We start from the raw sequence: 22,046 nt of genomic DNA, 5'->3' as shown, positions 1-22,046 counted from the left end.
TCCGGGTCGGCATCCCCGCCCCGAATGCAGGCACTCGGGCAACGACGGAAGCGATCGCTCGCTTCCGTCGCCTCGTTCATCAAGTCGGTTCTCGCCGTCGATGAACACCGGCGTGTTTCACTCGGCCTCGGCGGCCTTCGCAAGGGACATGCCTGAAGCCTTCGCCGCAAAGGCCGCGCCGCCGAACGCAAACCAGGCTAGTTTATCTGCGCCCTTATTTGCGCTCGTCATCGACAGCCCCTGCGCGTTCCTGCTGCTGTTGCTGGAGCTTCCGCAACGGCGAGGACGGCGCACCATTCGGCCCCACCGGGCGCGATTCGTAGTGAGCCTTGAAAATCTCCCGCCCTTGCGCCTCGATCGCGTCCCATTGCTGCGATGACAGGTCGCCGAAGCGAGTCGGGCCATTCGCCCAGAGCGCCTCGAACCCCGTACCGCGGCGGCCCCGGACCAGGTCGCGGGCATAGCCATACGCCAGCTCCTGCACCCGGTCGCGCGGGAATAGTCCGCCGTTCCCGGAGTACGCATCGATGTAGATATCCAAAGCGCGGTCCTCGCCGGCGGCCAGGCCTTGAGCCAGCCACTCGTGCGCCAAGGTCCGCTGCTGCGCCGCGCGCTCGATGTCGGCGATCAATCCACCGCGGTCGCGACCCGCTTGTTCGGACCAGGTGGCCACATAGGCGAGCCTCGCGTCCTTGGCGTCGCCCCGACCTGCCCGCTCCAACCACAGCAACGATTCGTCCAGGGCGGCCTGGCCCACCCGCGAACAGGACTCGTACTGCTCGAGTTCCCTGGTGAACCGATCGTGGACGGTCGTCATGCGCGCTTGTGCATATTCGGCGGCCCCCGAGGACTCCATCTCATCTTCCAGCCGGGCCAGCAGTTTGTCCGGCGTGCCGTCCATCACCGTCTTGCGGCACTGGTCCGATCGGTTTCCCAAAATATAGGCGGCTTGGACGTCGCCTCGTTCCGCTGCCGCGCGCAGTTCGGCATAGACTTCGTCGAGCGGAGGGAGCCACCACTTACCGGATGGATTCTTGCTCCACATCTGCTCGAGGAAGCGCTTGCTGGCGGCGCGATCAGCGGCCGACTCTTGCGGAAATTGCGACAGGCGTTGCCGAAGCACGGCGGCGGCATCTTGCCCAGTCGGCGCTGCGCGCTTCTCGGAAGTTTTCGCTTCGGCGATCACGACCTGCGCTGTAACGCCGCCCTGCGTTGACGTGGCTCGGCTCATATAAAACCACGCGGCCAGCCCGCCCAGGGCCAATGCCAACACTCCCAACCCGACCCCTCGTTTCATCGCGGTGCCCTCCTTTGCTGAAATGCCTGCTGGATTTCGAGCGAGCGTCGCTCGGAATCGCGTATCTGCTGGGGGTTCGCGTGCTCCAGCAATTGCGCTTCCATCATCTTCGCAAGCCCTTGTGGCAGCTGGCTGCCTTCGCCCGTCCGTCGATACGCTTTCCAGTAAGCGAGCGCGTCGGTCATGTTGCGGCCCAGATACGCGTTATGCCCATGGGACGCGGCCAATGCCAACAGCGCCTCGGGCTCGCCCGCCTCGAACGCTCGGCGCAGGTATCCACGGGCCCGCTCGCGCCGTGCGACCACCTCCGCGGCGTTGTCCAGCAGGTCCGCCTCGGAGGGGAATTCCTCGAACGCGAAAGCGGCATAATCGACCATCGCTTTCGTATGGCCGCCTTCCGCGGCCAGTTCGAACCAGGCGCGCGCATCGCCCTTGCTTATCGAGGCCGGCAAGTCCCCTACATCGCCGCAGATCGCGTCCATTCTGTCTTTGCCGTACAGCAACGCATCCAGCACGTCCGGATCGTCCATTCTGCGTCCGCCCCAGCGCATGCTGCTGCCGGCCTTGGCGATCGCTTGCGCCAGCATCTCGGTAAATGCGCCACCGGGAATCGACTGGTACTCACGACATCGGCTGATGACCTGGCCCAGGCGATAGGCGGCCCGCACGTCTCCTGCGCGCGCGCGGACTTCGAGTTCTTTGTGGGTATCCAGAAACGAGCCTTGGGGCAGCGGCGCCGCGGCCGGCACGGAGTTCCGTCCCGGCGCATCGGCCGGGGTCGCTTGCGAGGCCGAGCGATGCTCGTCGTCCGTCCGCCGGTCGCGCCCCAATCCCCACCAGGCCGCTCCCCCGACCACGAGCGCTACCAAGGCTCCCATCAGGACCTTGCCCCTCCAGCCATCCCTTGCGTGTCGCTCCATACCCATCCAGCTCTCTCGCAATCCGCGGCGTTACCCGCAACCGATGTCGCTTGCCGTACGGTCGTCGCTCGAAGGCGACCGGCGCCATAGCCGACCGAGTTTGCCATACCCACGCGCCGCGATGGCGCGACTGGGTCTATCGCGCGGCACGGGATGAGTCGCTAGCGAGCGGAGGCCGACTCCGCTTATTTCGTTACCACGAAGCTGGTTTGATCGACACCCGTGTTACCGGTCTTGGGGTCGTAGGCATACACCGTGATGCGATAGTTGCCGGGGGCATCGGGCTTCAACAACGCCCGGAAGGTGTTCATCGTCGCCTGCATCTGCAGCGGTATCGTTTTATAGGGATGGCCATCCTTCTCGACGATCGCAGCCACGTCCATGCTCTTGCCGTCCCAGGTGCCGCCTTCGGTGAGGATGCAGCCGCACATCATGACCACGTTCGCCTTGAGCTCGTAGGGCGCCTGGCTGAGCGGCGTGTACAGGTGGGTGCCCGGGCTCAGTATGTCGACGATCATGCCCGGCACCTCGACGATCAAGCCGTCGCCCGCGATGGGCTTTCCGGGGACGAGCCAGAGTTGCGTCTGCGATACGGTCCTGGCCTGCTTCTTGATGTAAGGCGCCAGCACTTCCACGGTCGCAAACACCGGCCTGTCGAGTAACAGCCTGGCCTTGAATGCGGCGGCGTTCCCCGCTATCGCGCCGTAACGCGTTCGGGGCGTACTCATGATGGCTTCGGTGTCGCCGGTGCCGCCTTCGGTCAAGCCTTCCGCCAGCACTTTGTCGCTGTCCGCGTCCTTGATGCGAACCCAGGCGCCTCCGATCGACGAGCCGATGAACTTTCCGTCCCGGGCCTTCGCCCGAATGACGATGTCGGTTGCCACCGGCTCCGCCTTCGCATCGCCGACAGCAAGCAACACCAGTACTGCCGCATACATCAAGTAACGCATGGCTTTCCTCTGTTGTTATTCAAGCAGTGAAGTCGGGAGCCGCTAGCAACTCCGACCCGAGCCGGGAATGCGAAGCGGCGAAGGCTCGGCCGATGCAGTATGAAGCCCTCGCACCGACCACCGGCCGGGAGGCACTGACACTGCTATCGTTTAGCCCTCAGATAGCGAAGGAACGGGGCCTTAGAAGCATGACGTTAGACGAGTACAACCGACTGAGGGCGCCCTCCGATACCACCCTGCTGTTTTCCTATGGCGCCATCGCCTTCGGGCTCCTCGGCTCCCTTGCGCACTCGACCACGGTCGCCGTCGCTACGATAGCCGCTTCCGTCCTCATCCTGATCGTCTTGGCAGTGCGCACGGTCAAGCGGCTCGACAAAGCCGATCAGTTCCGTTGCCCGTCCTGCGCGAAGATCCCGCATCAGTGGGTGGCGGACAATCCGTCCGACGACCGTGCGTACACCGACTATCGAACCGATTTCTGTCTTCATTGCCGATTCGATCTTCGCCGGCCGGTAGAGCCGAATGGATGACGGCTCCAGCAGGTTCGACCTTCCGGCCTGGGCTATCGGCCGGAAGGTTCCGTAGAAGTCTCAGCTCCGCTCGCTGCCGCATCGAGTCGACACTCCCCGGAAGCACGCGGACATCGTGCAGTTCCGGGGGTCGGAGGCCCGGAGCATCGGGTAGAGAGCGGCCAGTGGCCGGCCGCTCTCATTGCACGACACAGGTCAGCGCAACCGTTACCGTACTTCCCATCGCCATCGCGCCCAGCACGACACCGGCATCCAGTTGCGCCGGCGTAAGCGTTCCCGAGGGACAGGCCGTGCCGCTGCACGTCGCGGGCGCGGTGCAATCCAGATTGCTGCGATCCGAAGCCAGGTCCCGCAGGTTCGCCCCGGTGACGCCATCCGGGCCGTTGTTGGTGACCACGATCGTGTAGGTGGTGCTCGCACCCCGGCTCAGGCTGTCGTTGGCCAGGTCGCTCGGCCCCGAACCCGGCGTATTGGTCTTGGTGATGCTCAGGTCGGCGATCGGATTGCGGGTGTTGACGAAGGTGCACAGCAGGTCGTCGCCGGCGACCGGGGTCAGGCTGAAACTGCCGACGCTGCCGCTCGGTGCCTGCCCTCCGCCGAGCGCGTTGCTGCAGGCGTAGGTAACGGCGTAGTTCGCCAGGTCCGCGCCTGCGGCCGCGGCTTCCGCGAACGTGTAACTGGTGCCGATCGCGGCCGGGTCCACCGTCGCCGTTTCGGTCGGTGCGTTGGTCGTGCCGGTGGTGGTGACGGCGCTGCTGCCGATGTTCAGAGTGAACTGGTCGGTGCTCGTAAAACGGCCCAGCGGTAACTGTTTCTGCAGGCGCAGGCGGGGCGCCTTGCTGTTGCTGAAGGTGCAGGTCAGGGCTTCGCCGCCTCCCGTCGAGCCGCCTGGAATGGTCAAGGTGCTGCCGGTCAGCGTGACGGGCACGCCGTTGTTGCTGGCATCCACGCAGGCGACGCCTGTCAGGGTCCAACCCGCCGGCACGGTTTCGGTCAGGCTCGCCGGCTGGCCGGGCGTGGCCAGCGCGAATACGGCCGAGGCCTGCGGATTCGCGGTAGCGGTGTTCAGGCTCAAGCTGGCGGGCAGGCCATTGGTGCCGCCGGTGAACGCGAACGTACCGGTGCCGCCGATGCTCAACTTGCGGATCGTCACGGTCGATTGCTGGGCATTGACGAAGTTGCACGAGCCGGTGTCGTCCGGGGTGAAGTCCAGGATCGTGACCGCGCGGGTCGCGGTATTGCCGGTGTAGGTGGTGGACGTCATCGTCCCGTTGGCGGCGGTCCTGATCTTGGTGCAGGACACGCTGACCAGCACGTACCCGGCCGGCGGTGCGTTCTCGGTGATCGTCACGTCGCGCGAGTTGTTGTTCTGCACCGAAACATCCACATCGACCGAGGCCGTGCTGTTGCTGACCGGCGACAGGGCCGGAGCGGCCGGCGTGATCGAACCGTTGCCGGTCGCGGTGATGCTGTAGCCGAAGGTCGCGCCGGCGCCCTGCACTTCCTTGGTCAGCACGATGTGCGGATCGCGGGTGTTGATGAAGGTGCACAAGTAGTTCGCGCCGCCCACCAGGTTGATCGCGGCACTGCCGCCGTTGGCCCCGTAAGTCGGCGTGACGGTGCTGCCGGTGATCCCGCCGGCCTGGTTGATGCAACTGACGTTGGTCAATTCGAAGTCGTTGTTGTTGCCGTCGGTAAAGCTCTCGCCGACGGTGTAGGTGCCTGGCACCAAATTGTTCAGCGCGCTGGTGCCCGGCGAGGGCGTGCTGTTGACGGTGCCGTAGTCGTGGGTCTGGCTGCTGGTGGTGCTGAGGCTGAAGAAGAAACTGTCGTCGTTGGGCAGGCCGGTGCCGGGGCCGTCGCCGCTGAAATTGAAGACAACCGGGCCGCCGACGGTGCCTATGCGGGTCTTCTGGATGCGCAAGGTCGCCAGCTTGGTGTTGGTGAAGGTGCAAGCGATGTTGCTGCCCGCCGCGGTCGCCGCCGCATCGAGCACGATATTGCCGCCCGAGGCGCCATTGATGGTGGGCGTCGCCGTGCCGCCCGCCCCCAAACCCGTGCAACTGATCGCGCTCAGTACGAACCCGGCCGGCGGCGCGGCCTCGGTGATCGTCGTCGCGGCGCCGGCCGTGGTCAGCGTCTGCGTCGCGCCGGCCACGCCCAAGCCTGGACTGGCAGTGACGATGCTGTGGTTCGCCACTCCGTTGCTGCCCGAGAACGCGAACGTGCCGGTGCCGCCGTTGGACACCTTCGTCACCGTCACCCTCGAAAGAGACGCATTGGTCAGCGTGCAGCTGATGTTGTCGGCGGCGCTGGTCGGGTTGACCGTAAACGGCTGGGTGCTGCCGCTCGGCAGCGTCGTGGTCGAGCCGGTGTTGGCGTTGGTGCAGGCGATGCTTTGTGCGTAGTCGGCCAGGTTGGCCGTGCCGGCAGCGATTTCGGTCAGGGTGTAGGCGGTGCCTATGGCGACCGCGGTGGCCCCGGTGGTGCCGGAACCGGCGGTCACCGAGCTGCCGTTGCCCGCGGAGGTATCGTTGCCCGGGGTCGTGAGTACGCTCGCACCGTTCTTGATCTGCACCGTGAATTGGTCGCTGTCGCTCAGGCGATTGCCGCTCAGGCCCTTGGTCAGCGTCACCGTGGGGACGATGGTGTTGAACTCGGAGGTCGCGCCCGAGGTGCAGGCCCCGGTCAGGCATCGTGTCGCCGTCATGCGCAAGGTGGTGGTGCTGACCCCGGCGATCGTGCAGGTGCTTGGGGTAACGGCGCTGGGGCTGGCGACGATGCAACTGCCCAGCCAGATCTGGCCTTCGCCGTAACCGGTCGGGTCCAGGCCGCCGGGATTGTTGTAGAAATCGATGCGATAGCCGCTCGCATTGGCGCTGGTGTCGAGGGTGAAGCCGACCGTATTGCCGGCAATGCTGGTCACCACCGGGAAGTTCTGCAGGCCGTTGGGGCCGGCGTCGCCGTCGCCCGCATCGTTCAAGGTCACGCCGTCGGCATTGAGGTCGATGCCCAGGCCGGCATTGGCGGAAATATTGAGGTTGGCGTAGATCGCATTGTTGGCGGCATTGGCGCCGGAGATCTCGACACCGTCGCCGCCGTTGCCGGTGACGGTGTTGCCGGTGATGGTATTGGCATCGATGGCCAGCACCCCAGGCGAACTCTGGAAGCTGATGCCTGCTCCGCTGTTGCCGGTGATCGTGTTGCCCTGGATCAGGTTGTTGCTGAGGGTGCTCAGCCCGACCATCCCGCCGAACCCCTGGAACACGATGCCTGCGCCGGCGCCTCCGGTCAGGCTGTTGTTGGTGATGCTGTTGTTGTCGGTATTGCTGAGGTTGAACTGCGGCACCAGGCGGATGCCGGCGAAATTGGTGCTAGTGATCGTATTGTTGCCGACGGTAACGTTGCCTACGCTGGCCACGCCGACGCCGTAGTTCGTGCCGGTGATGATGTTGCCGGTGACCGTGGCGTTGTAGCCGGCGATCGCGGTGCCGTTGAACACGCTGATGCCATAGAAGCCGTTGCTGATGTTATTGCCGGTGATGCTGCAGTTGTCGCTGTTGAAGCAGCGAATGGCATCGGAACTGTCGCTGGGCATGCTGATCGTGTTGTTGTTCAACACGACGTTAGGCGCATTGCCGATCGTGACTGCCGACTGATTGAAGTTCGCGATCGAGATGCTTTGCAGTTGGCTGTTGATCGCACCGGCACCGCTGAACTGGATGGCCGAATACGCCCCGCCACCGCCGTTCAAGGTGATGCCGCTGCCATTGACCGTGGTGGTATCGGTGATGAGCGGTAGCGCCGAGGCAATGGCGATGCTGCCGCCTGCGCTGAACGCTATGGTGTCGTCCACCGTCGTGGTCAGGTTCGCTGCGGTGATGGCGGCGCGCAGCGAGGTGCAGGTGGATGCGCCCGCCACTACGGCCGTGCACGCGCCGGCGATATCGGTGGACGGCATCGTGACCGTATACGTGGCCGCCAATGCCTGGCCTGCGCCCAGTATCAGCGCCAATCCGGCCGCCCAGGGCGGTAAAGGGAACGCGCGCCGTGTGCGATGCGCCACGGCAACGTCGTGCGAACCGGCAGGTTGCGTCCTGCGGCCCACCGTCGCGACACTTGGGCTTAACGAGCTGGATCGCGTAGACAGCGTCAGCCGCATTACGAATCGGCAACGCAGGATCTCGGACTGGATGGTCGACATAGCCTCCCCCTAAAGCTATCGGGGCTTCCTGCCCGTTCAGACTTGTGCCCGCAGACCTTGCTCAGGTCGCAAAGCAAAACTGCATCGCCCAGCCATCCGTAATCGCGGAGAACTGGGTCACGTCCGGCCGGAGGGGGGCGGCGGACGACAAATCTAGTTTATGTGACTTGCGTCACAAAAATCATGCCAGTCGTCGGCAGCGCCTAAGTAATGGCAAATTCGGCTAAGTTCTCCAAAATTTAGCTAAATTCCATTAACAGTCCGCAAAGGTGACCTTTTTGGCCTCATTCTTGGTCACTAATTGCCCTTCCTGGCACACCCTGATGCTGGGCGGCAGAGCGCGTGATACAGCGTCCATGGGCCTCTCCGCAGGCCGGATCAGCCCGTCCCTATCTGCATGCTTTGTGCCGCTGCCGCCGGGTCCGCCACGGCCATCCCCACCGACACCCGGCCCGGCTCGATAGACCGGCAACCGCGCTATCGGCCGACGATGTCCATTGCGGCTGATGCGCTAAGGCCTCGGCCAGCAGAGCTCGATGCGGGCGGTCGCCGACATCGCATCGCGAAACAGCACGCGGCCGCGGCACCCGCATCGTCGCTGCATGCCGACAGTCGCATCCCGCTCCAGCACCCGCGCCGGACCGCATGCGTGGTCGGGTAGCGCAACGCGATCGCCTGTTCGCTCCCGCGAATGCTTGCGGATCGGACGCGCAGCAACCGAGCGCATCCACCGCCCGCCCCAAGGGCCCGGCGGCCCGCAACGTCGTTCAAGCGCCCCCAGGCGACAGCACGGCCGATCTGCTCGAACTCGCCGGTACCGGCATCTGCGCACCGACTGGCGAAACGCCCTGTGCTAGCGTCGTTTCCAGGGAATTCCGGAGGCCGCCGCCGCTTCCGGGGAGCTCGCGTCATCGCGATGGGCCGTGCTTACAGTCACCGCCCAAACCCAGAGAGGAATCAAGCGAGGCGGCTTTCAATGGAGGAACACCGCATGAAGGGATGGATTGCCAAAGGAGCCGCGCTCGCTCTCTTCGCAGGACTGATCGGCTCGGCTGCGCCCGTGGCAGCGGAACCGACCTACGCCTGCACCGTGGAACGGGAGGGCGAGTTATTCCAGGTGGCGTACGATCATCCGTACGATCCCGGCTCGCTGTATCAGTGCCGCGGCGCCGCATGGCGTTTGATCGGACTGTGCAGCCCTGACCGGGGTTGCCCACCGGCACCGGATCCGGGTGGACCGATCGTGGAGATGTAGGGATTCGCAGCCGCCTACGTACGATGCGATTCCAGGCGGGGCCCTGCACGGGTCCCGTTTTTTCAGTCCGTGGCCGACGTTATTGGGCCGAGCCGACAAGTCGTCCGCTCAGGACCGGATGCGAAGTGAGCGCGGCGCCCTGCCGGCAATGTTTCCCAAGCCTCAACAGGAACAGCGCAAAACGCAGGCCGGTGCATCAGGGCCGGCATAGCGGATGATCCGGCCGCGCCGGACAACCTGCTTCTCCGTCAAAGACGGACTTCGACGACTCGCCCGCGACGACTTGATGCACAGCGGCGAGCGCTCGACTCAAGGGATGCGAAGCCGCCCGGAAGCGCTGGGCGGCTTCGCAGTATCGCGAGCGTTACGCGCTACATGATGCAGCCAGCGTAGGCCTTCGATCGGATCGTCATGATGCCCCAGCCCGGATCGCCGCATCCGGCCGGCTGCCGTATGCCGACGACGGTACCGGCTGCGTCGTAGTAGACGACGGAGCAGTAACAGCCGGCGGAAGCGGTTGCCGCGCCGGTACCGGCGGAGACCGCCAACAGGGCTCCCAACACGATCAACTTGATGTTGCGCATCGTCATCCTCTCCTTGGCTTGCGACAGATTGCCGCAGGGGCAAGATACAGCGAGGGCCGCGGCGGGCCGTGTCCGGCATCGCGAATTCGCAACTACAAATCCGACGATTCTTTTCTGAAACATACTGCGGCCGTGCTGTAGAGCCGCGAAGTTCCTTGGTGCCGCCATGGAGATGACGCCTCGTAACGCCGCCTCCCCAAGATAGCCCCCGGACCGCAAGCGCCTCGACGACAGCCAGGACGCCAGCGCGGGCACGAACTTCCGCATCGGATGGCGAGAGACCGCGCATCGCTCCTTGGAACAAACGCCCTGGGCCGGCGTGCAAATCGGATAGCCTTCGGCGAGGATGGGTGCAACGCGCTCAACGTTGCGAGCGGGGTTCGGCTAGGCCGGTTTCAATGAGCCGCACGCCGAAGCAAGGGCGATCATGAACCCGCGACCTGGAGACACCATGCAGATTCATAACTGGCGCGCCATCGTTCTGATGTCGTTGCTGTTCGCCGGCCCCGCCTGCGGCGCACCGCCCGCCGCGCCATCCCGTGGCGAGCTGAGCTTGGCCGGTTTGAAGCTGGGCGATTCTCTGGCCCTGGTCCGCAAAAAGCTCGGCAAGCCCCAGAGCACGATAGGCGCCTCCGGCGATCATGATTATCAACTGATCTATCGTGGCTTGCGTATCGAGATGATCGAACCCGGTCGAGTTCTCATGCTGGAATCCACATCGCCGGACTATTGCACGCCTTCGGGCTTGTGCCCGGGCCAGCCACTGGCGGAAGCGCGCAAACGTTGGGGCGAGGGCGAAATCTACGAAGGCGACGACAAAGGCACCTGGCACTATGGCGTCGACGAGGATGCCTGCTTTTTGCAGATCGAACCCGACCCAACGCAACAACTCGTCCACAGCGTGGCCTTCGCCTGCCCGTGAGCAATGCGCCAGCGCGATCGAGTGCCTGGCCCCTGGCATCGCAAGCACATCGACGAATCTATGCCGCTGGCGGAGCCCACGATCGATCAGGGCGCCTGCGGGAGGAGCCATCGATGCTCAGGCGGAACCTGCGGCCGTCAATGCCGCCACAGCCGCAAGCGCCACCCAGCCGGGATGCCGCCCTTTCGTGCCGACCAGCACCAGGACCGCTCCGCCGAGATAGGCGAACACGATCGCGCTGATGGCGAGCTGCGCGGACATGGGATGACCGAGCGCCAACTGCAACAGAACGCCCGCGAACGCCCAGCCGAACAAGGTGGCGAGGTGCCACGTGGCCCAGATGATTCGGACATTGCGCACACGTAGCGGTGGCGCAGGCAGTGCCGGTACCAAAGTGCCGTCGCGGAGATGTCGAAACATGAGAATCTCGCCCAGCACCGAGTGCACCGCGCCGGTTACCGCGGCAAGAATTGCTGCAATCAAGTACGGCACTTGCATACGAGTCATCCTTGAAAGTTAGCGTTCCAACCAGCGCCCGACTCAGGCCGCCTGACTCGGAACACCTGAGTCAGGTCGAGCCGGGACGCGCTTCGGCTTGAATGGATTGTCAGGCCTCACGGCCGCTGCGACACGACCGGTAACCCGGAATATTCTGGCCCAGATGGATATCGCGCGTGATGTGCCAGACGCCTTTGTGGCGCAGCGGCGCGCCGATGCCGGCTCCGCCGCGCTTGGGCCGGCCGGCGACCTCCGCCTTGGCCAGAAGCGGATCGTCCAGAAACATGATGTCATCGATGTAGTAGGTGGCGCAGCCACGCTCGAGCACATGCATATGGATATGCTGCGGAGTGTCCCTGCTTGGATAACTGCCGGGACGGATGGTGTCGAATGCGTAGCGGCCTTGCGCGTCGCTCGATACCCAGGCACGGAGCGCACCATGCCGATGCGATGCGCGAGCGCCCGATGGCTCCGGGTAGATCCCGCCGCTGTTGGTCTGGTAGGCGTAAACAATGACGCCAGGCTGCGGCTTGCCCCCTTGATCGAGCACGCGTCCGGTGACCAGCATCGGCTGGCCCGGTTCCGAAATCGGCGCGATACGAGCGCGTGAACCGAACTGGTCGGGCAAACCGTCGAAGACCGCATCGCAGCCTTCGCAGGGCAGGCCAACGATCGGCTCGCGCGCCTGTGCGGGCGCCGAAGCGGCGACAAGGCATAAGAATATGGTGAGACACAAGCTGCGCATGATGCTCTCCTGCAGGCTGATGCCGGTGTTAAGCCGAGCCGCGAGGCGGCATCGGCTTGGATGAGTCGCTAACGGGAAAACACGCGCCAGTGCAGCACATGCGTCCCTTCCCTTTGCACGGCCACGGCCTCCAGCATGGGCTCATCATGGCCAGACGGACAGCCGTAAAAGTCATAGGCGGCGGTGAGGTCCTGCCCGGAGGGAATCCAGGAACGATCGAACGCGGGCTCCGAAAACTCGCCACCTTCCGCAGGTCGACACGGCGCGGGCGGTCGCCACCCGGAGCGTTCCAGGGTGAACGAAAGCGCGCTTTGGTTGGTGTCCACGTCATGGACTTCCTGGAGGTTCCTGGCCGAGGCCGGCACCCACGCAGGAACCCAGCCCCTTCTTACCGCACCGCTCGCTACCGCATCCGAGGTCGCCGGGTAACCGGCATCCATTACCTCATCGGTGCAGCCCGCCAGCAGCATGCTGGCCAAGACCCACATTGCCGGGCGCCAAACGCTTTCCATGCTCGCCAGTTCCGTAATTAAGCCGAGACAGCAAGCGGCTTCGGCTCGAATGAGTAGTTGCGCCCATGCTACTCGACTGAGATCGGGATGGTATCCGCCCGCCCACGACCAGCGAGGCATGGCAGCACCCGATCCAAGTCAGGCCGACGTCCGCCGTTGCCCCGGCGGATACCCGTCGATGGCCGAGTGGAACCGAACCGGAAGCGGCCTGCATCGGGATAAACCATCCGGCGCCTCGGGACATCAAGCCGACAGGGGCTCACCCCTGGGACGACGGGTCGGGGCTCGCCTCATCGAGACCGGAAAAAATTTTCGGGCGCGTGTCGTTTTGACCCCTCCCTGTTCGACGTAGTAATGAAAGCCCACCCCGGGCATCAAAGGAGAATGCAATGAAGATCACCATCGAGACCCTCGTGAACGCAAAGCTGGACCAGGTCTGGACCGCCTGGAACACCCCCGAAGACATCAAACAGTGGAATACCGCCCAGGAGGACTGGCACACCACGCGCAGCACCGTCGACCTGCGCGAAGGCGGTCGATTCCTGTCGCGCATGGAAGCCAAGGACGGTAGTTTCGGCTTCGACTTCGAGGGCACCTACACCCGTATCGAGCCTTACCGGACCATCGCCTATCGCATGGACGACGGGCGCGAAGTCCAATCCGAATTCATCGACGGCCCCGACGGCGTCCGGGTGAAGTCCACCTTCGATGCGGAGTCGGAAAACCCGGCCGAGATGCAACGCGCCGGCTGGCAGGCCATCCTCGACAACTTCGGGCGCTACGTCGAAGCGAAGGCTTGAGGCCAGCGTCGTAGTGCAGCACCGCCTCTTCGGGCAGGCAATCCGAAGAACGGCGCCATGACAGCCGTAGTCGCCGAACTTCCGCGGCTACGCAATCGTGCTGATGGAACCAGCGCGGCGTCGGCAGCGACACCGCCTGGCCGCCGCTGATGCACTCGCCGTAGTGGACGCGCTCGCGAGCTTCAACGCAGCGGCTCAATCAACTCGGTCGTGAGTTCGCACCCTGAGCTCGCACATAGCAGGAGGGCGTCCTGTGCGCCCTCCCATCCATGATTCATCCTGGGCCGATCGCGGACGGGAGTTCCCCATGCCTACGAGAGAAGAACTGATCGAGCATCTTTGGCGGGAGATCATCAATCCGCGGGGAGATCCCTCCAGGCTCGACACCATCATCGCCAACTGCAGGCGTCGCCCCGATAGCAGCTTCGGCGAGGTCGGCCCGGCCATCGAGCGGGCGCTGGCGGCCGGCGTTTCGGCCGCCGACCTGTGCCTGCTCTATCGCAGCGCCACCTACGAGGCGGTTTTCGGATCGCTGTACGCCATCGGCGATCCGGGCGTGGATGACAACGACGTGCTTGGGCTATACGAAGACCTGAGCTCTGCGCCGAATGCCCGATGGTAGTCGAGGCGTGGCCTGAATCGGGCTGATCCGCCCGCACTCGACGAGGCTCATAGATCGCTGCGCAAGTCGGGCGACGAAGCCGGCTCGCGCATTCCGGCATACGGGCTCATCGCCCGGATGCGGCGCTTGCGCGCTCGGGTGGAACCTCATCAGAGGCTTCCGCTCGGTTATGAATATCCGCGCACTTCCAAGCCGAGGACAAGCTGAAGCACAATGGGCCGCTATTCGAAGGCCGCCGGCCGTCGATCCCGGATCGCCGGCCGACCGTCAGCCGATCGCCGGCCGGAACCTGCCGCCCCGCGAGCGGCGACTAGGGTTTCGGCGATGACGTCGGCCATCCCTCCAAGCTTCCGCCCCGGAAAACGACGATGCCCTACCGACCGAACGTTCTGTGCCTCGGATTGACCCTCGCACTGGCCGCCAGCCTCACCGCGTGCAAGCCGGCCCCGACCGACACCGCTTCTACCTCCACCCAAGCGAAGACCGCGGCCGCGGCCGCGGCGGCGAAATCCGGCATCGACCTGACCGGCCTGGACAAGGCGGTGAAGCCGGGCGACGACTTCGACGCGTTCGCCAACGGCGGTTGGCGCAAGACCTTCGAGATCCCCGCGGACCGCTCCAACTACGGCGCGTTCACCGTGCTGCTGGAGACCGCCGAACGACGCAACGCCGCGCTGATCGCAGAACTGGCCGCCGCCAAACCGGCACCCGGCAGCGACGCGCGCCGCATCGCCGATTTCCACGCCGCCTATCTGGACGAAGCCGGCATCGAGAAGCGCGGCCTGCAGGCGCTGCAGCCGCAGTTGGATGCGGTAGAGGCGATCGCCTCGCGCGGCGACCTGTCGCGCGTGCTCGGCGCCAGCGTGCGCGCCGATACCGACCCGCTCAACGCCACCAACTTCCACACCGCCAATCTGTTCGGCGTGTTCGTCGCCCAGGGCCTGCAGGAGCGGGCTTATGTCGCCACCCTGATGCAGGGCGGCCTGGGCATGCCCGACCGCGAGTATTACCTGTCCGCCGACAAAGAGATGGCAGACGCACGCAAGGCCTACGAAACCTACGTGGCCGCGCTGCTGAAGCAGGCGGGCATCGCCGATGCCGAGACCAAGGCGAAGTCGATCCTCGCACTGGAAACCAAGATCGCGAAGGCGCATGCGCCGCTGATCGATTCGCAGAACGTGCACAAGGCCAATAATCCCTGGGAAACCGTGGCCTTCGCACAACGCGCCCCGGGCATGGACTGGAACGCGTTCTTCGCCGCGGCCGGCTTGGATGCGCAGCCGAAGATCGTGGTCTGGCAGCCGGGCGCGATCGCCGGCATCGCCGCCCTGGTGGGCAGCGAACCCTTGCCGGCATGGAAGGACTACCTCGCTTTCCACGCCCTGAATCATGCCGCCTGGAACGAGGCCCTGCGCGGCCCCGGCGAGCTGCCCAAGGCTTACATCGACCTCGCCTTCGGCTTCCACGGCACCACCCTCGCGGGCACGCCGCAGGCGCGCGCGCGCGGCAAGCGCGCGCTCGACGCGACCAGCCACTCGCTCGGCGACGCGGTAGGCAAGCTGTACGCCGAGAAATACTTCCCGGCCTCGTCGAAGGCGAAGGTCGAGGAAATGGTGAACAACATCCTCGCCGCATTCGACGAACGGGTGGACTCGCTCGCCTGGATGACGCCGCAGACCAAGGCCAAGGCCCGCGAGAAGGCGAAGTCGATGCGCGTCAGCGTCGGCTACCCGGAGCGCTGGCGCGACTACGCCAAGCTCGAGGTCCGCGCCGACGATGCCCTGGGCAACCGCCTGCGCGCGGAGCTGCACGAGTACCGGCACCAACTCGGCAAGCTCGGCCAACCGGTCGACAGCGGCGAATGGTGGATGACGCCGCAGACGGTCAACGCAGTGCAGTTGCCGCTGCAGAACGCGATGAACTTCCCCGCGGCGATCCTCGACAAGCCGTTCTTCGATCCCGAGGCCGACCCGGCCGCGAACTACGGCTCGATCGGCGCGGTCATCGGCCACGAGATCAGCCACGGCTTCGACGACACCGGCGCGGAATTCGACGCCCAGGGCCGCCTGGCCAACTGGTGGACCCCGTCGGACACGCAACATTTCCAGGAAGCGACCAAGAAGCTTGCCGCCCAGTACAGCGCCTATGAGCCGCTGCCCGGCCTACACGTCAACGGCAAGCAGACCTCCGGCGAAAACATCGCCGACGTGTCGGGCCTGACCATCGCCTACATGGCCTACCGCAAATCGCTCGGCGACAAGCCCGCGCCGGTGATCGACGGCCTGAGCGGCGACCAGCGCTTCTTCCTCGCCTACGCCCAGACCTGGCGCGGCAAGATCCGCGACGCCGCGTTGCGCCAGCGCCTGCTCACCGACGGCCACGCGCCGGCGGCACAGCGCGCACAGACCGTGCGCAATATCGACGCGTGGTACGACGCCTGGGGCGCAAAGCCGGGCGAGCAGCTGTACCTGGCGCCGGCCGAGCGCATCAAGATCTGGTAACCGGCGCCATGCCGCCTTCGTGTACTTCCGGACTTAGCGAGTACACGAAGGCCGCCGATCTCGACGCGGCCGGTTCAGCCGGCCGCTGGTGAAGTCTTCCGCACAGCCCGGGCTGTGCGGGACTCGATGGCGAAGACTTCGCTTCGCGTTTCGCGCGCAGGGCATAGAGAAGATGCCGATGGACCGGCCTGCCATCGCTATCCGATGCAAGCGCTCGCACCACCAACTCCGGCAATGGCCAAAGCGAGATGGCTGACCCGAGTAATGCCAAGGCGCGATTGCACGTTGCGCCGCCCTTCAAACCGTACGCGGCCGACCGAGCGACGCTTCACGACCCGACAGCTCATAAGGCCCGCATGAAGTTTCCGACGAGCGGCGCCTTTCGTGCCATTCGACGCATTTGCAAGGCAAATGCGCGTTCGCGGAATTCACGATATGCGCTCGCAAAGCTCGCATGCGACCGTATCGGCTGTTCCATGCCCCCTCGTGGTTCCGAACAGGCGAACACCGAGGATCTCGCGGCGCATGGACAGGTCGCAGCCTTGATCCCGATCGGCCTCGAAACCTGCGCACCCTCTCCATCAGCCCCTCATCGGCCGGATTGCCTGTGCCGCACCGGCCCGGGCGACTAGCCGTCTGGTCTCGCCGACCATCCGCATGGCGCCGCTTCGATCCAACGCCACCGCAGGCAGCTTCCCGAGTCGCGACGAACAACCAGAAAACGCCTTGAAATCAAGGCCTGTTCGTGCTTTTAACCTTGACATCGGCTCGAACCACCCCGCAATCTGGCGACGGCGATGCGAGCCCGGGATGGCTCACTCGAACTAGCGAACAGACGACGTGGAGCGGGTCGCCCGCGTTGCCTTGGAAGGTTGAATGCGACGGTTCCTGCTCGGTCCGATCATCGCGCTGTGCATGGCAGGGGCAATGCCCGGCCTGGGCCTGGCATCGAACGGCGCACAGCTCCCTCCGGTCAGGATGGTGTCGGCCGGCGAGCCGGAATTCGAGTACTTCGACCGTACCCACGGCCTGCAGAGCACGCAGCTGTTCGACATACGCAGCGATCCGCACGGCTTCATCTGGCTCGGAGGCGATCGCGGCATTCATCGCTTCGACGGTCACACCTTCTTCGATCTCGATCGCGACCCCACTCGTCCGGACACTCTCGAGAGTCGCTTCAACTACCTGCTGGCGCCCTCCAGGGACGCGGTGTGGATCGTTGCGCCCAACACCACGCTGCAGGTTCTCGATGCGAGCACCGGCAAGCTGACCAAGCTCGCCGTGCGCGGCGCCCGGCTGAACGACATCGAATGGCTGGAAGCCGACGCGCAAGGCCGATTCTGGTACCTCAACCCGGACGGAGTGGTGCGCGTGGAGCGGACCGGCGTCGCCACGCGCGTCGGGCCACCCGGCTTGGCGATGGCGCTCAATCCCGACCGATCGCGAGTGTTCGTGATCTACCCCGAGCGCGCGATCGCGATCGATACCGCGGCCCCTTCGAAGATCGCGCAGTCGCTCGCGCTGCCCGAACAGTTTCAGGGCCCGGTCAATGCGATGACCGCCGACGCGGACGGCCTGTGGGTCGCGGTCGACCGCGGTATCTGGCGCATCCACTGGGCATCGGGCTCGGCGCAGTTCGTGCAGATGCCGGTGCCGATGTCCCTCACCACGGGGCTGGTCCGCGCGAACGACGGCGCACTCTGGTTCGGCGGCTACGACAGCGGACTGTATCGGTACGATCCGGCGCGAGGCACCCTGTCGGTCGCGCGCCACGACCCGAACGACCTGCGCAGTCTGCGTCCGGGCTCGATCACCGGAATCACCCTGGATCGAAGCAACAACCTGTGGGTGGCGATGGGCGGCGCCGGGCTGGCGCGCCTGCGTCTGAGCCAGACGCCCCCCGCCCACTACCGCATCAAGGGCGGTCTGAAGATCTGCTCGCTGGGCGAGATCGACCGGCGCAGATTGGTCATGGGGCTTTGCCCGGGAGGCATCGTCGAGGTAGACCGGCAAACCGGAGAGCAACGGCCGCTGACGGCTTCGACCCCGTTGCCGGAGCGGTCGCGCGCCATCATCGGCGACAACGAAGGCGGCTTGTGGATCAGCAGCCTTCGCGAAGGCTTGCTCCATTGGCGCCCCGATGGATCCACCAGCCGCTACTTCCTCAAGGGCAGGGAAAACCGGCATTTATTCATCAGCGGCATCTATATCGACGACCGCAAACGTGTCTGGGTTTCGCATCTGCGCGGGCTCGCGCTGCTCGATCGCGAAGCGCAAGAGCTGCGCAGTGTCGGAGGCGACCGGTTCTACATCGTCAACGACGTTTCCGGAGGGCCGAACGGGTCGCTCTGGCTCGGCACCGTCAACGGCCTGGTCAACTTCCAGCCCGATACGGGTCGGATGCGCCGCTTCGAGCACAAGCCCAACGATCCCAGCACGCTGTCGGACAACGATGTGGTGCAGGCCTACACCGACAAGGACGGCCGCTTGTGGGTCGCGACTCGCGCGGGCCTGAATCGGCTGATCACCGGCCCCGACGGTCGCCCGGCGTTCAAGCGTTACGGCCTCGCCGAAGGGCTGCCCGACATCACCGCCTCGGCGGTCGCCAACGACGCTCAAGGCGGGCTATGGGTCGGCACCTATCGCGGCATCGCGCGCTGGGACCCGAAGACCGATCGGTTTCAAAGTTACCTGCCCGCGGACGGCATTCCCGACAGCGACATCTATCCCAAGGCGATGCTGCGCAGCGTGGATGGGAGCCTGTACCTGGGCACCTGGACGGGCCTGTGGCGGATCGATCCGCAGACGATACGCCTTGCGGCCCCGGTGCCGGTCGTGCTGAGCAGCTACGAGGTCGGCGGGCGTTCCACCATCAACCTTCAGGGCAAGGGCTTGTCGCCGATCAAGGCCCAGTACAGCGACAGCCACGTGGCCTTCCGCATCGCGGTGCTGGGCGACGCGCGTCGCCTGTCTTATCGCCTCGACGGCCTCGAAGACGGCTGGCACGACATGCCCAGCGACCTCAGGGTCAGCTTTTACCGGCTGCCGCCGGGCCACTATTCGCTGCAAATCCGCCAGTTGCAACGAGACGGCCGCTGGGGTCGCCCCGAACTCTCGCTGCCGATCGAAATCACGCCGCCGCTTTGGCGCACGGCCTGGGCCTACCTGCTCTATTCCATCGCGGCCATCGCATTGCTGGTCGGCATCGGGCGTGCGTTCGTCGCTTGGCGGCACCGCGCCTTGCGCGAGCAGCTCAAGGAAAGCAACGCTCGCCTGTCCGTCGCCCTGCATGCAGCCGGTTTTGGGACCTGGGCCTGGGACGTAACCACGGACGACGCCGAGCTCGATGTGCACGCGTCGAAGATCCTGGGCGTCCCGGCCGGCGCCCAATCCGCCGAGACCGTGCTTGCGCGCTTACATCCGGACGATTTGAACCACGTCCGCGATGTCATCGCCGGCGCATTGCGCGACGATGCCCCCGTCGCTTTCGAATTCCGTCTGGCCGATACCGATGACGAGCACCAATGGCGCTGGATAGAAGGCCATGCCGTCCCGTACCGGCGGCCCGGGAAATCCGCGTATGTGATCGGCGTGAACCGCGACGCGACACAACGAAAGCGCGAGCTGATCGAGCTGGAGCAGTCCAGGCACGACGCCCAACTCGCGACCGAGGCGAAGGGCCGCTTCCTGGCGATGATGAGCCACGAGATCCGCACGCCCATTAACGGCGTGATCGGCATGGTCGAGCTGTTGTTCGAAACCCCGTTGAACCAGGAGCAACAGCAGTTGCTTGGGGTCTGCAAGGATTCCGCCTATGTGCTGCTGACCATCATCAACGACATCCTCGACTTTTCGAAGATCGAAGCCGACAAACTCAAGCTCGATTACACTCCGTTGTCGTTGCGCCGCCTGACCGAATCGGTGGCCGAATCGCTGCGCGGCCAGGCCGCCCAGAAAGGCACCGATCTCGATGTGTTCGTCGCCGCGGACGTGCCGCGCCGAGTGCTTGGCGACCGCGTACGCGTCCGTCAAATCCTCACCAACTTGATCGGCAACGCGGTCAAGTTCACCGAGACGGGAGGCGTGCGGGTGTATGTGAGCGCCTCGCACGCCGGCAACGGAAACGGTGGGCACTACCTGATCCGCTTCGACATCATCGACACCGGTATCGGCATGGACCGCCGCACGCTGGACAGTTTGTTCCAGCCCTTCCAGCAAGCCGACGCAAGCACGACCCGCCACTTCGGCGGCACCGGCCTGGGCCTGACGATCGTGCAACACCTGGCGACCCTGATGGGCGGCAGGATCGAATGCGACAGCGCGGTCGCGTCGGGCAGCCGTTTCAGCGCCATCATTCCGATGGAAGCGATGGCGCACCTCGAAGCCAAGGAACACGTGTTGCCTGATGTACATGCGCTCGCGCTATGCGAATCGGCCGAGCGAGCCATGTTGCTGGCAAATCTGTGCGCCGATATCGGCGTGCGGATCGACGTCATCGGTTCGCTCGGCGAGCTGCTTGGCCGGATCGATCTGGCCGAGACCGCCGGGGACGAACCCTCTCGACGTCGCCTGATCCTGCTCGACAAAGGCTACGCCGAAGACCTCGACACGCTGCTGCGCCCGCTGCGTCAGCAGTCCTCGGCGGCGCGCCTGCCGCTCATCGTGGTGCGGGCCGATTTCCAACGAAAGACACCCATCGACGAGCCCGGGATTACCGTGGTTGCCGGCAGTCCGCTGACCAGCGGCGCGTTGTTGCGCGGCATGCAGGAGGCGCTGGGTCTGGCCAGCCCGATCGTGCCTGCCGTCGCGGCCGAGCCCAGCGCGGACATGGCAATACCCGGCAGCGACCACGCCGAAGCGCAGATCCTCCTTGCCGAGGACAATGCCACCAACCGCGACGTGATCACCCGTCAGCTGCAGCGCCTCGGCTATGGCTGCGATGTGGCGATCGACGGCGAACAGGCCTGGGAACTCCTGCAGGCCCAGCCCGAGCGTTATCGCCTGTTGCTGACCGACTGCCACATGCCGCGCCTGGACGGCTATGCCCTGACCGAACGCATTCGCCGCGCCGAAGCCACCGGCGGACGCCCGCCTTTGAACATCGTTGCGATCACCGCGAACGCCCTGCTGGGCGAGGGCGAACGCTGTCTGGCCCTGGGCATGAATGCCTACCTCGCCAAACCGCTGCAGATGCCGGACCTGAAACGGATACTCGAACGCATGCTGCCCAAAGTCGTGCCGCCCCTACCGGCGGATGAACCATCCCGACCGGCCACGACCGGGGCGGACTTCGCCGCACTCGCACAGCTCGTCGGCAACGACGAGGCGAAGCTCCAGCGCCTCCTCGGGGTTTTCGCCGACAGCACGCTGGCGGATCTCGAGCACTGGCACCGCGCCCGCGATAGCGACGATCGCGACACCCTGCGCAAACTCGCGCACAAGCTGAAGTCGGGATACCGGCAACTCGGCGAGGATACGGCGGCCTCGGCTTTGGAAGCGCTGGAACAGCATTCGGGCACCGTCACCGAGTTCCACGCTCGGGCCGATTACGCGCTGCTCGAAATGCAACGCACTTTGGAGCGCGTACAGGCGTATCGAAATCGCGCGGCGGCAGAGTAGTTCTTATCCGATACCTGGCTCCATGCCAGTTTAAAAGCCCCCCCCACTGATCCAATCGTCGGGCGAGGAGGATAATAGATCGCTCAA

At 65.2% G+C, this 22,046-nt stretch carries 14 protein-coding genes; 6 read left to right on the top strand and 8 right to left on the bottom strand.

Annotated features, from left to right (window positions below; translation table 11 throughout):
• Positions 1-214: 214 nt before the first annotated feature.
• The 3 genes from ACTJJK_RS03135 to ACTJJK_RS03125 all read right to left on the bottom strand — a co-directional run bounded on the left by ACTJJK_RS03135 (position 215) and on the right by ACTJJK_RS03125 (position 3,167).
• Entirely contained in the window at positions 215-1,297 is a 1,083-nt protein-coding gene (locus tag ACTJJK_RS03135; RefSeq protein WP_440729440.1) for a hypothetical protein, read from the bottom strand.
• Positions 1,294-2,217: a hypothetical protein gene (locus tag ACTJJK_RS03130; RefSeq protein ID WP_440729439.1), complete on the bottom strand. Its 924-nt coding sequence runs from the start codon at positions 2,215-2,217 to the stop codon at positions 1,294-1,296. The genes ACTJJK_RS03135 and ACTJJK_RS03130 overlap by 4 nt, the downstream gene beginning before the upstream one ends.
• Before the next feature lie 185 nt (positions 2,218-2,402).
• Positions 2,403-3,167: a hypothetical protein gene (locus tag ACTJJK_RS03125; protein ID WP_440729438.1), complete on the bottom strand. Its 765-nt coding sequence runs from the start codon at positions 3,165-3,167 to the stop codon at positions 2,403-2,405.
• A 92-nt stretch (positions 3,168-3,259) separates the two neighbouring features.
• On the opposite strand from ACTJJK_RS03125, the gene ACTJJK_RS03120 reads away from it, so the two are divergent.
• On the top strand, positions 3,260-3,697 hold the full coding sequence (locus tag ACTJJK_RS03120) for a hypothetical protein (protein WP_440729437.1): 438 nt from the start codon (positions 3,260-3,262) through the stop codon (positions 3,695-3,697).
• Positions 3,698-3,875: 178 nt separating this feature from the next.
• Here the strand turns inward: ACTJJK_RS03120 and ACTJJK_RS03115 are convergent, their stop codons facing one another.
• Entirely contained in the window at positions 3,876-7,658 is a 3,783-nt protein-coding gene (locus tag ACTJJK_RS03115) for a beta strand repeat-containing protein (protein ID WP_440729436.1), read from the bottom strand.
• Between the two features lie 1,869 nt (positions 7,659-9,527).
• A complete protein-coding gene (locus tag ACTJJK_RS03110) occupies positions 9,528-9,740 on the bottom strand; it encodes a DUF6289 family protein (protein WP_057916470.1) in 213 nt (70 codons plus the stop codon).
• A 451-nt stretch (positions 9,741-10,191) separates the two neighbouring features.
• On the opposite strand from ACTJJK_RS03110, the gene ACTJJK_RS03105 reads away from it, so the two are divergent.
• Positions 10,192-10,662 (top strand): hypothetical protein, encoded by a 471-nt coding sequence (locus ACTJJK_RS03105; RefSeq protein WP_031371829.1) that lies wholly within the window; start codon positions 10,192-10,194, stop codon positions 10,660-10,662.
• Between the two features lie 117 nt (positions 10,663-10,779).
• Here ACTJJK_RS03105 and ACTJJK_RS03100 read toward each other — a convergent pair whose 3' ends face one another.
• From ACTJJK_RS03100 to ACTJJK_RS03090, 3 genes are all read right to left on the bottom strand, one after another.
• Entirely contained in the window at positions 10,780-11,160 is a 381-nt protein-coding gene (locus ACTJJK_RS03100) for a hypothetical protein (protein ID WP_440729435.1), read from the bottom strand.
• A gap of 109 nt (positions 11,161-11,269) precedes the next feature.
• Positions 11,270-11,905, bottom strand: coding sequence for a dioxygenase family protein (locus ACTJJK_RS03095; protein WP_440729434.1), 636 nt, complete (start codon positions 11,903-11,905; stop codon positions 11,270-11,272).
• Positions 11,906-11,973: 68 nt separating this feature from the next.
• Entirely contained in the window at positions 11,974-12,417 is a 444-nt protein-coding gene (locus ACTJJK_RS03090) for a hypothetical protein (RefSeq protein WP_440729433.1), read from the bottom strand.
• Positions 12,418-12,806: 389 nt separating this feature from the next.
• Between ACTJJK_RS03090 and ACTJJK_RS03085 the strand changes: the two genes are divergently transcribed.
• The 4 genes from ACTJJK_RS03085 (at position 12,807) to ACTJJK_RS03070 (ending at position 21,959) form a co-directional block, all read left to right on the top strand.
• Entirely contained in the window at positions 12,807-13,217 is a 411-nt protein-coding gene (locus tag ACTJJK_RS03085; protein WP_223620872.1) for an SRPBCC family protein, read from the top strand.
• 307 nt (positions 13,218-13,524) lie between these two features.
• Positions 13,525-13,839: a hypothetical protein gene (locus tag ACTJJK_RS03080; protein ID WP_440729432.1), complete on the top strand. Its 315-nt coding sequence runs from the start codon at positions 13,525-13,527 to the stop codon at positions 13,837-13,839.
• A 368-nt stretch (positions 13,840-14,207) separates the two neighbouring features.
• Positions 14,208-16,340 (top strand): M13 family metallopeptidase, encoded by a 2,133-nt coding sequence (locus ACTJJK_RS03075; protein ID WP_440729431.1) that lies wholly within the window; start codon positions 14,208-14,210, stop codon positions 16,338-16,340.
• An 876-nt stretch (positions 16,341-17,216) separates the two neighbouring features.
• The gene (locus tag ACTJJK_RS03070) at positions 17,217-21,959 is read left to right on the top strand and encodes an ATP-binding protein (protein WP_440729430.1); all 4,743 of its coding nucleotides are present in this window, start codon (positions 17,217-17,219) and stop codon (positions 21,957-21,959) included.
• Positions 21,960-22,046: the final 87 nt, after the last annotated feature.

It is taken from the genome of Lysobacter sp. 22409, assembly GCF_052045105.1.
In the GTDB taxonomy this organism is placed as follows: domain Bacteria; phylum Pseudomonadota; class Gammaproteobacteria; order Xanthomonadales; family Xanthomonadaceae; genus Lysobacter; species Lysobacter antibioticus_B.
Note: the sequence above shows the minus strand (reverse complement) of the source record. Positions and strands in the feature narration are given on the sequence as shown.

Bases quoted from the DNA above. Each gene is read 5' to 3' on its own strand.
- ACTJJK_RS03080 (WP_440729432.1), top strand. From the start codon at position 13,525: ATGCCTACGAGAGAAGAACTGATCGAGCATCTTTGGCGGGAGATCATC.
- ACTJJK_RS03130 (WP_440729439.1), bottom strand. From the start codon at position 2,217: ATGGAGCGACACGCAAGGGATGGCTGGAGGGGCAAGGTCCTGATGGGA.
- ACTJJK_RS03110 (WP_057916470.1), bottom strand. From the start codon at position 9,740: ATGCGCAACATCAAGTTGATCGTGTTGGGAGCCCTGTTGGCGGTCTCC.
- ACTJJK_RS03085 (WP_223620872.1), top strand. From the start codon at position 12,807: ATGAAGATCACCATCGAGACCCTCGTGAACGCAAAGCTGGACCAGGTC.
- ACTJJK_RS03090 (WP_440729433.1), bottom strand. From the start codon at position 12,417: ATGGAAAGCGTTTGGCGCCCGGCAATGTGGGTCTTGGCCAGCATGCTG.
- ACTJJK_RS03095 (WP_440729434.1), bottom strand. From the start codon at position 11,905: ATGCGCAGCTTGTGTCTCACCATATTCTTATGCCTTGTCGCCGCTTCG.
- ACTJJK_RS03075 (WP_440729431.1), top strand. From the start codon at position 14,208: ATGCCCTACCGACCGAACGTTCTGTGCCTCGGATTGACCCTCGCACTG.
- ACTJJK_RS03120 (WP_440729437.1), top strand. From the start codon at position 3,260: ATGCAGTATGAAGCCCTCGCACCGACCACCGGCCGGGAGGCACTGACA.
- ACTJJK_RS03115 (WP_440729436.1), bottom strand. From the start codon at position 7,658: ATGCCGTCCACCGATATCGCCGGCGCGTGCACGGCCGTAGTGGCGGGC.
- ACTJJK_RS03125 (WP_440729438.1), bottom strand. From the start codon at position 3,167: ATGCGTTACTTGATGTATGCGGCAGTACTGGTGTTGCTTGCTGTCGGC.
- ACTJJK_RS03070 (WP_440729430.1), top strand. From the start codon at position 17,217: ATGCGACGGTTCCTGCTCGGTCCGATCATCGCGCTGTGCATGGCAGGG.
- ACTJJK_RS03100 (WP_440729435.1), bottom strand. From the start codon at position 11,160: ATGCAAGTGCCGTACTTGATTGCAGCAATTCTTGCCGCGGTAACCGGC.
- ACTJJK_RS03135 (WP_440729440.1), bottom strand. From the start codon at position 1,297: ATGAAACGAGGGGTCGGGTTGGGAGTGTTGGCATTGGCCCTGGGCGGG.
- ACTJJK_RS03105 (WP_031371829.1), top strand. From the start codon at position 10,192: ATGCAGATTCATAACTGGCGCGCCATCGTTCTGATGTCGTTGCTGTTC.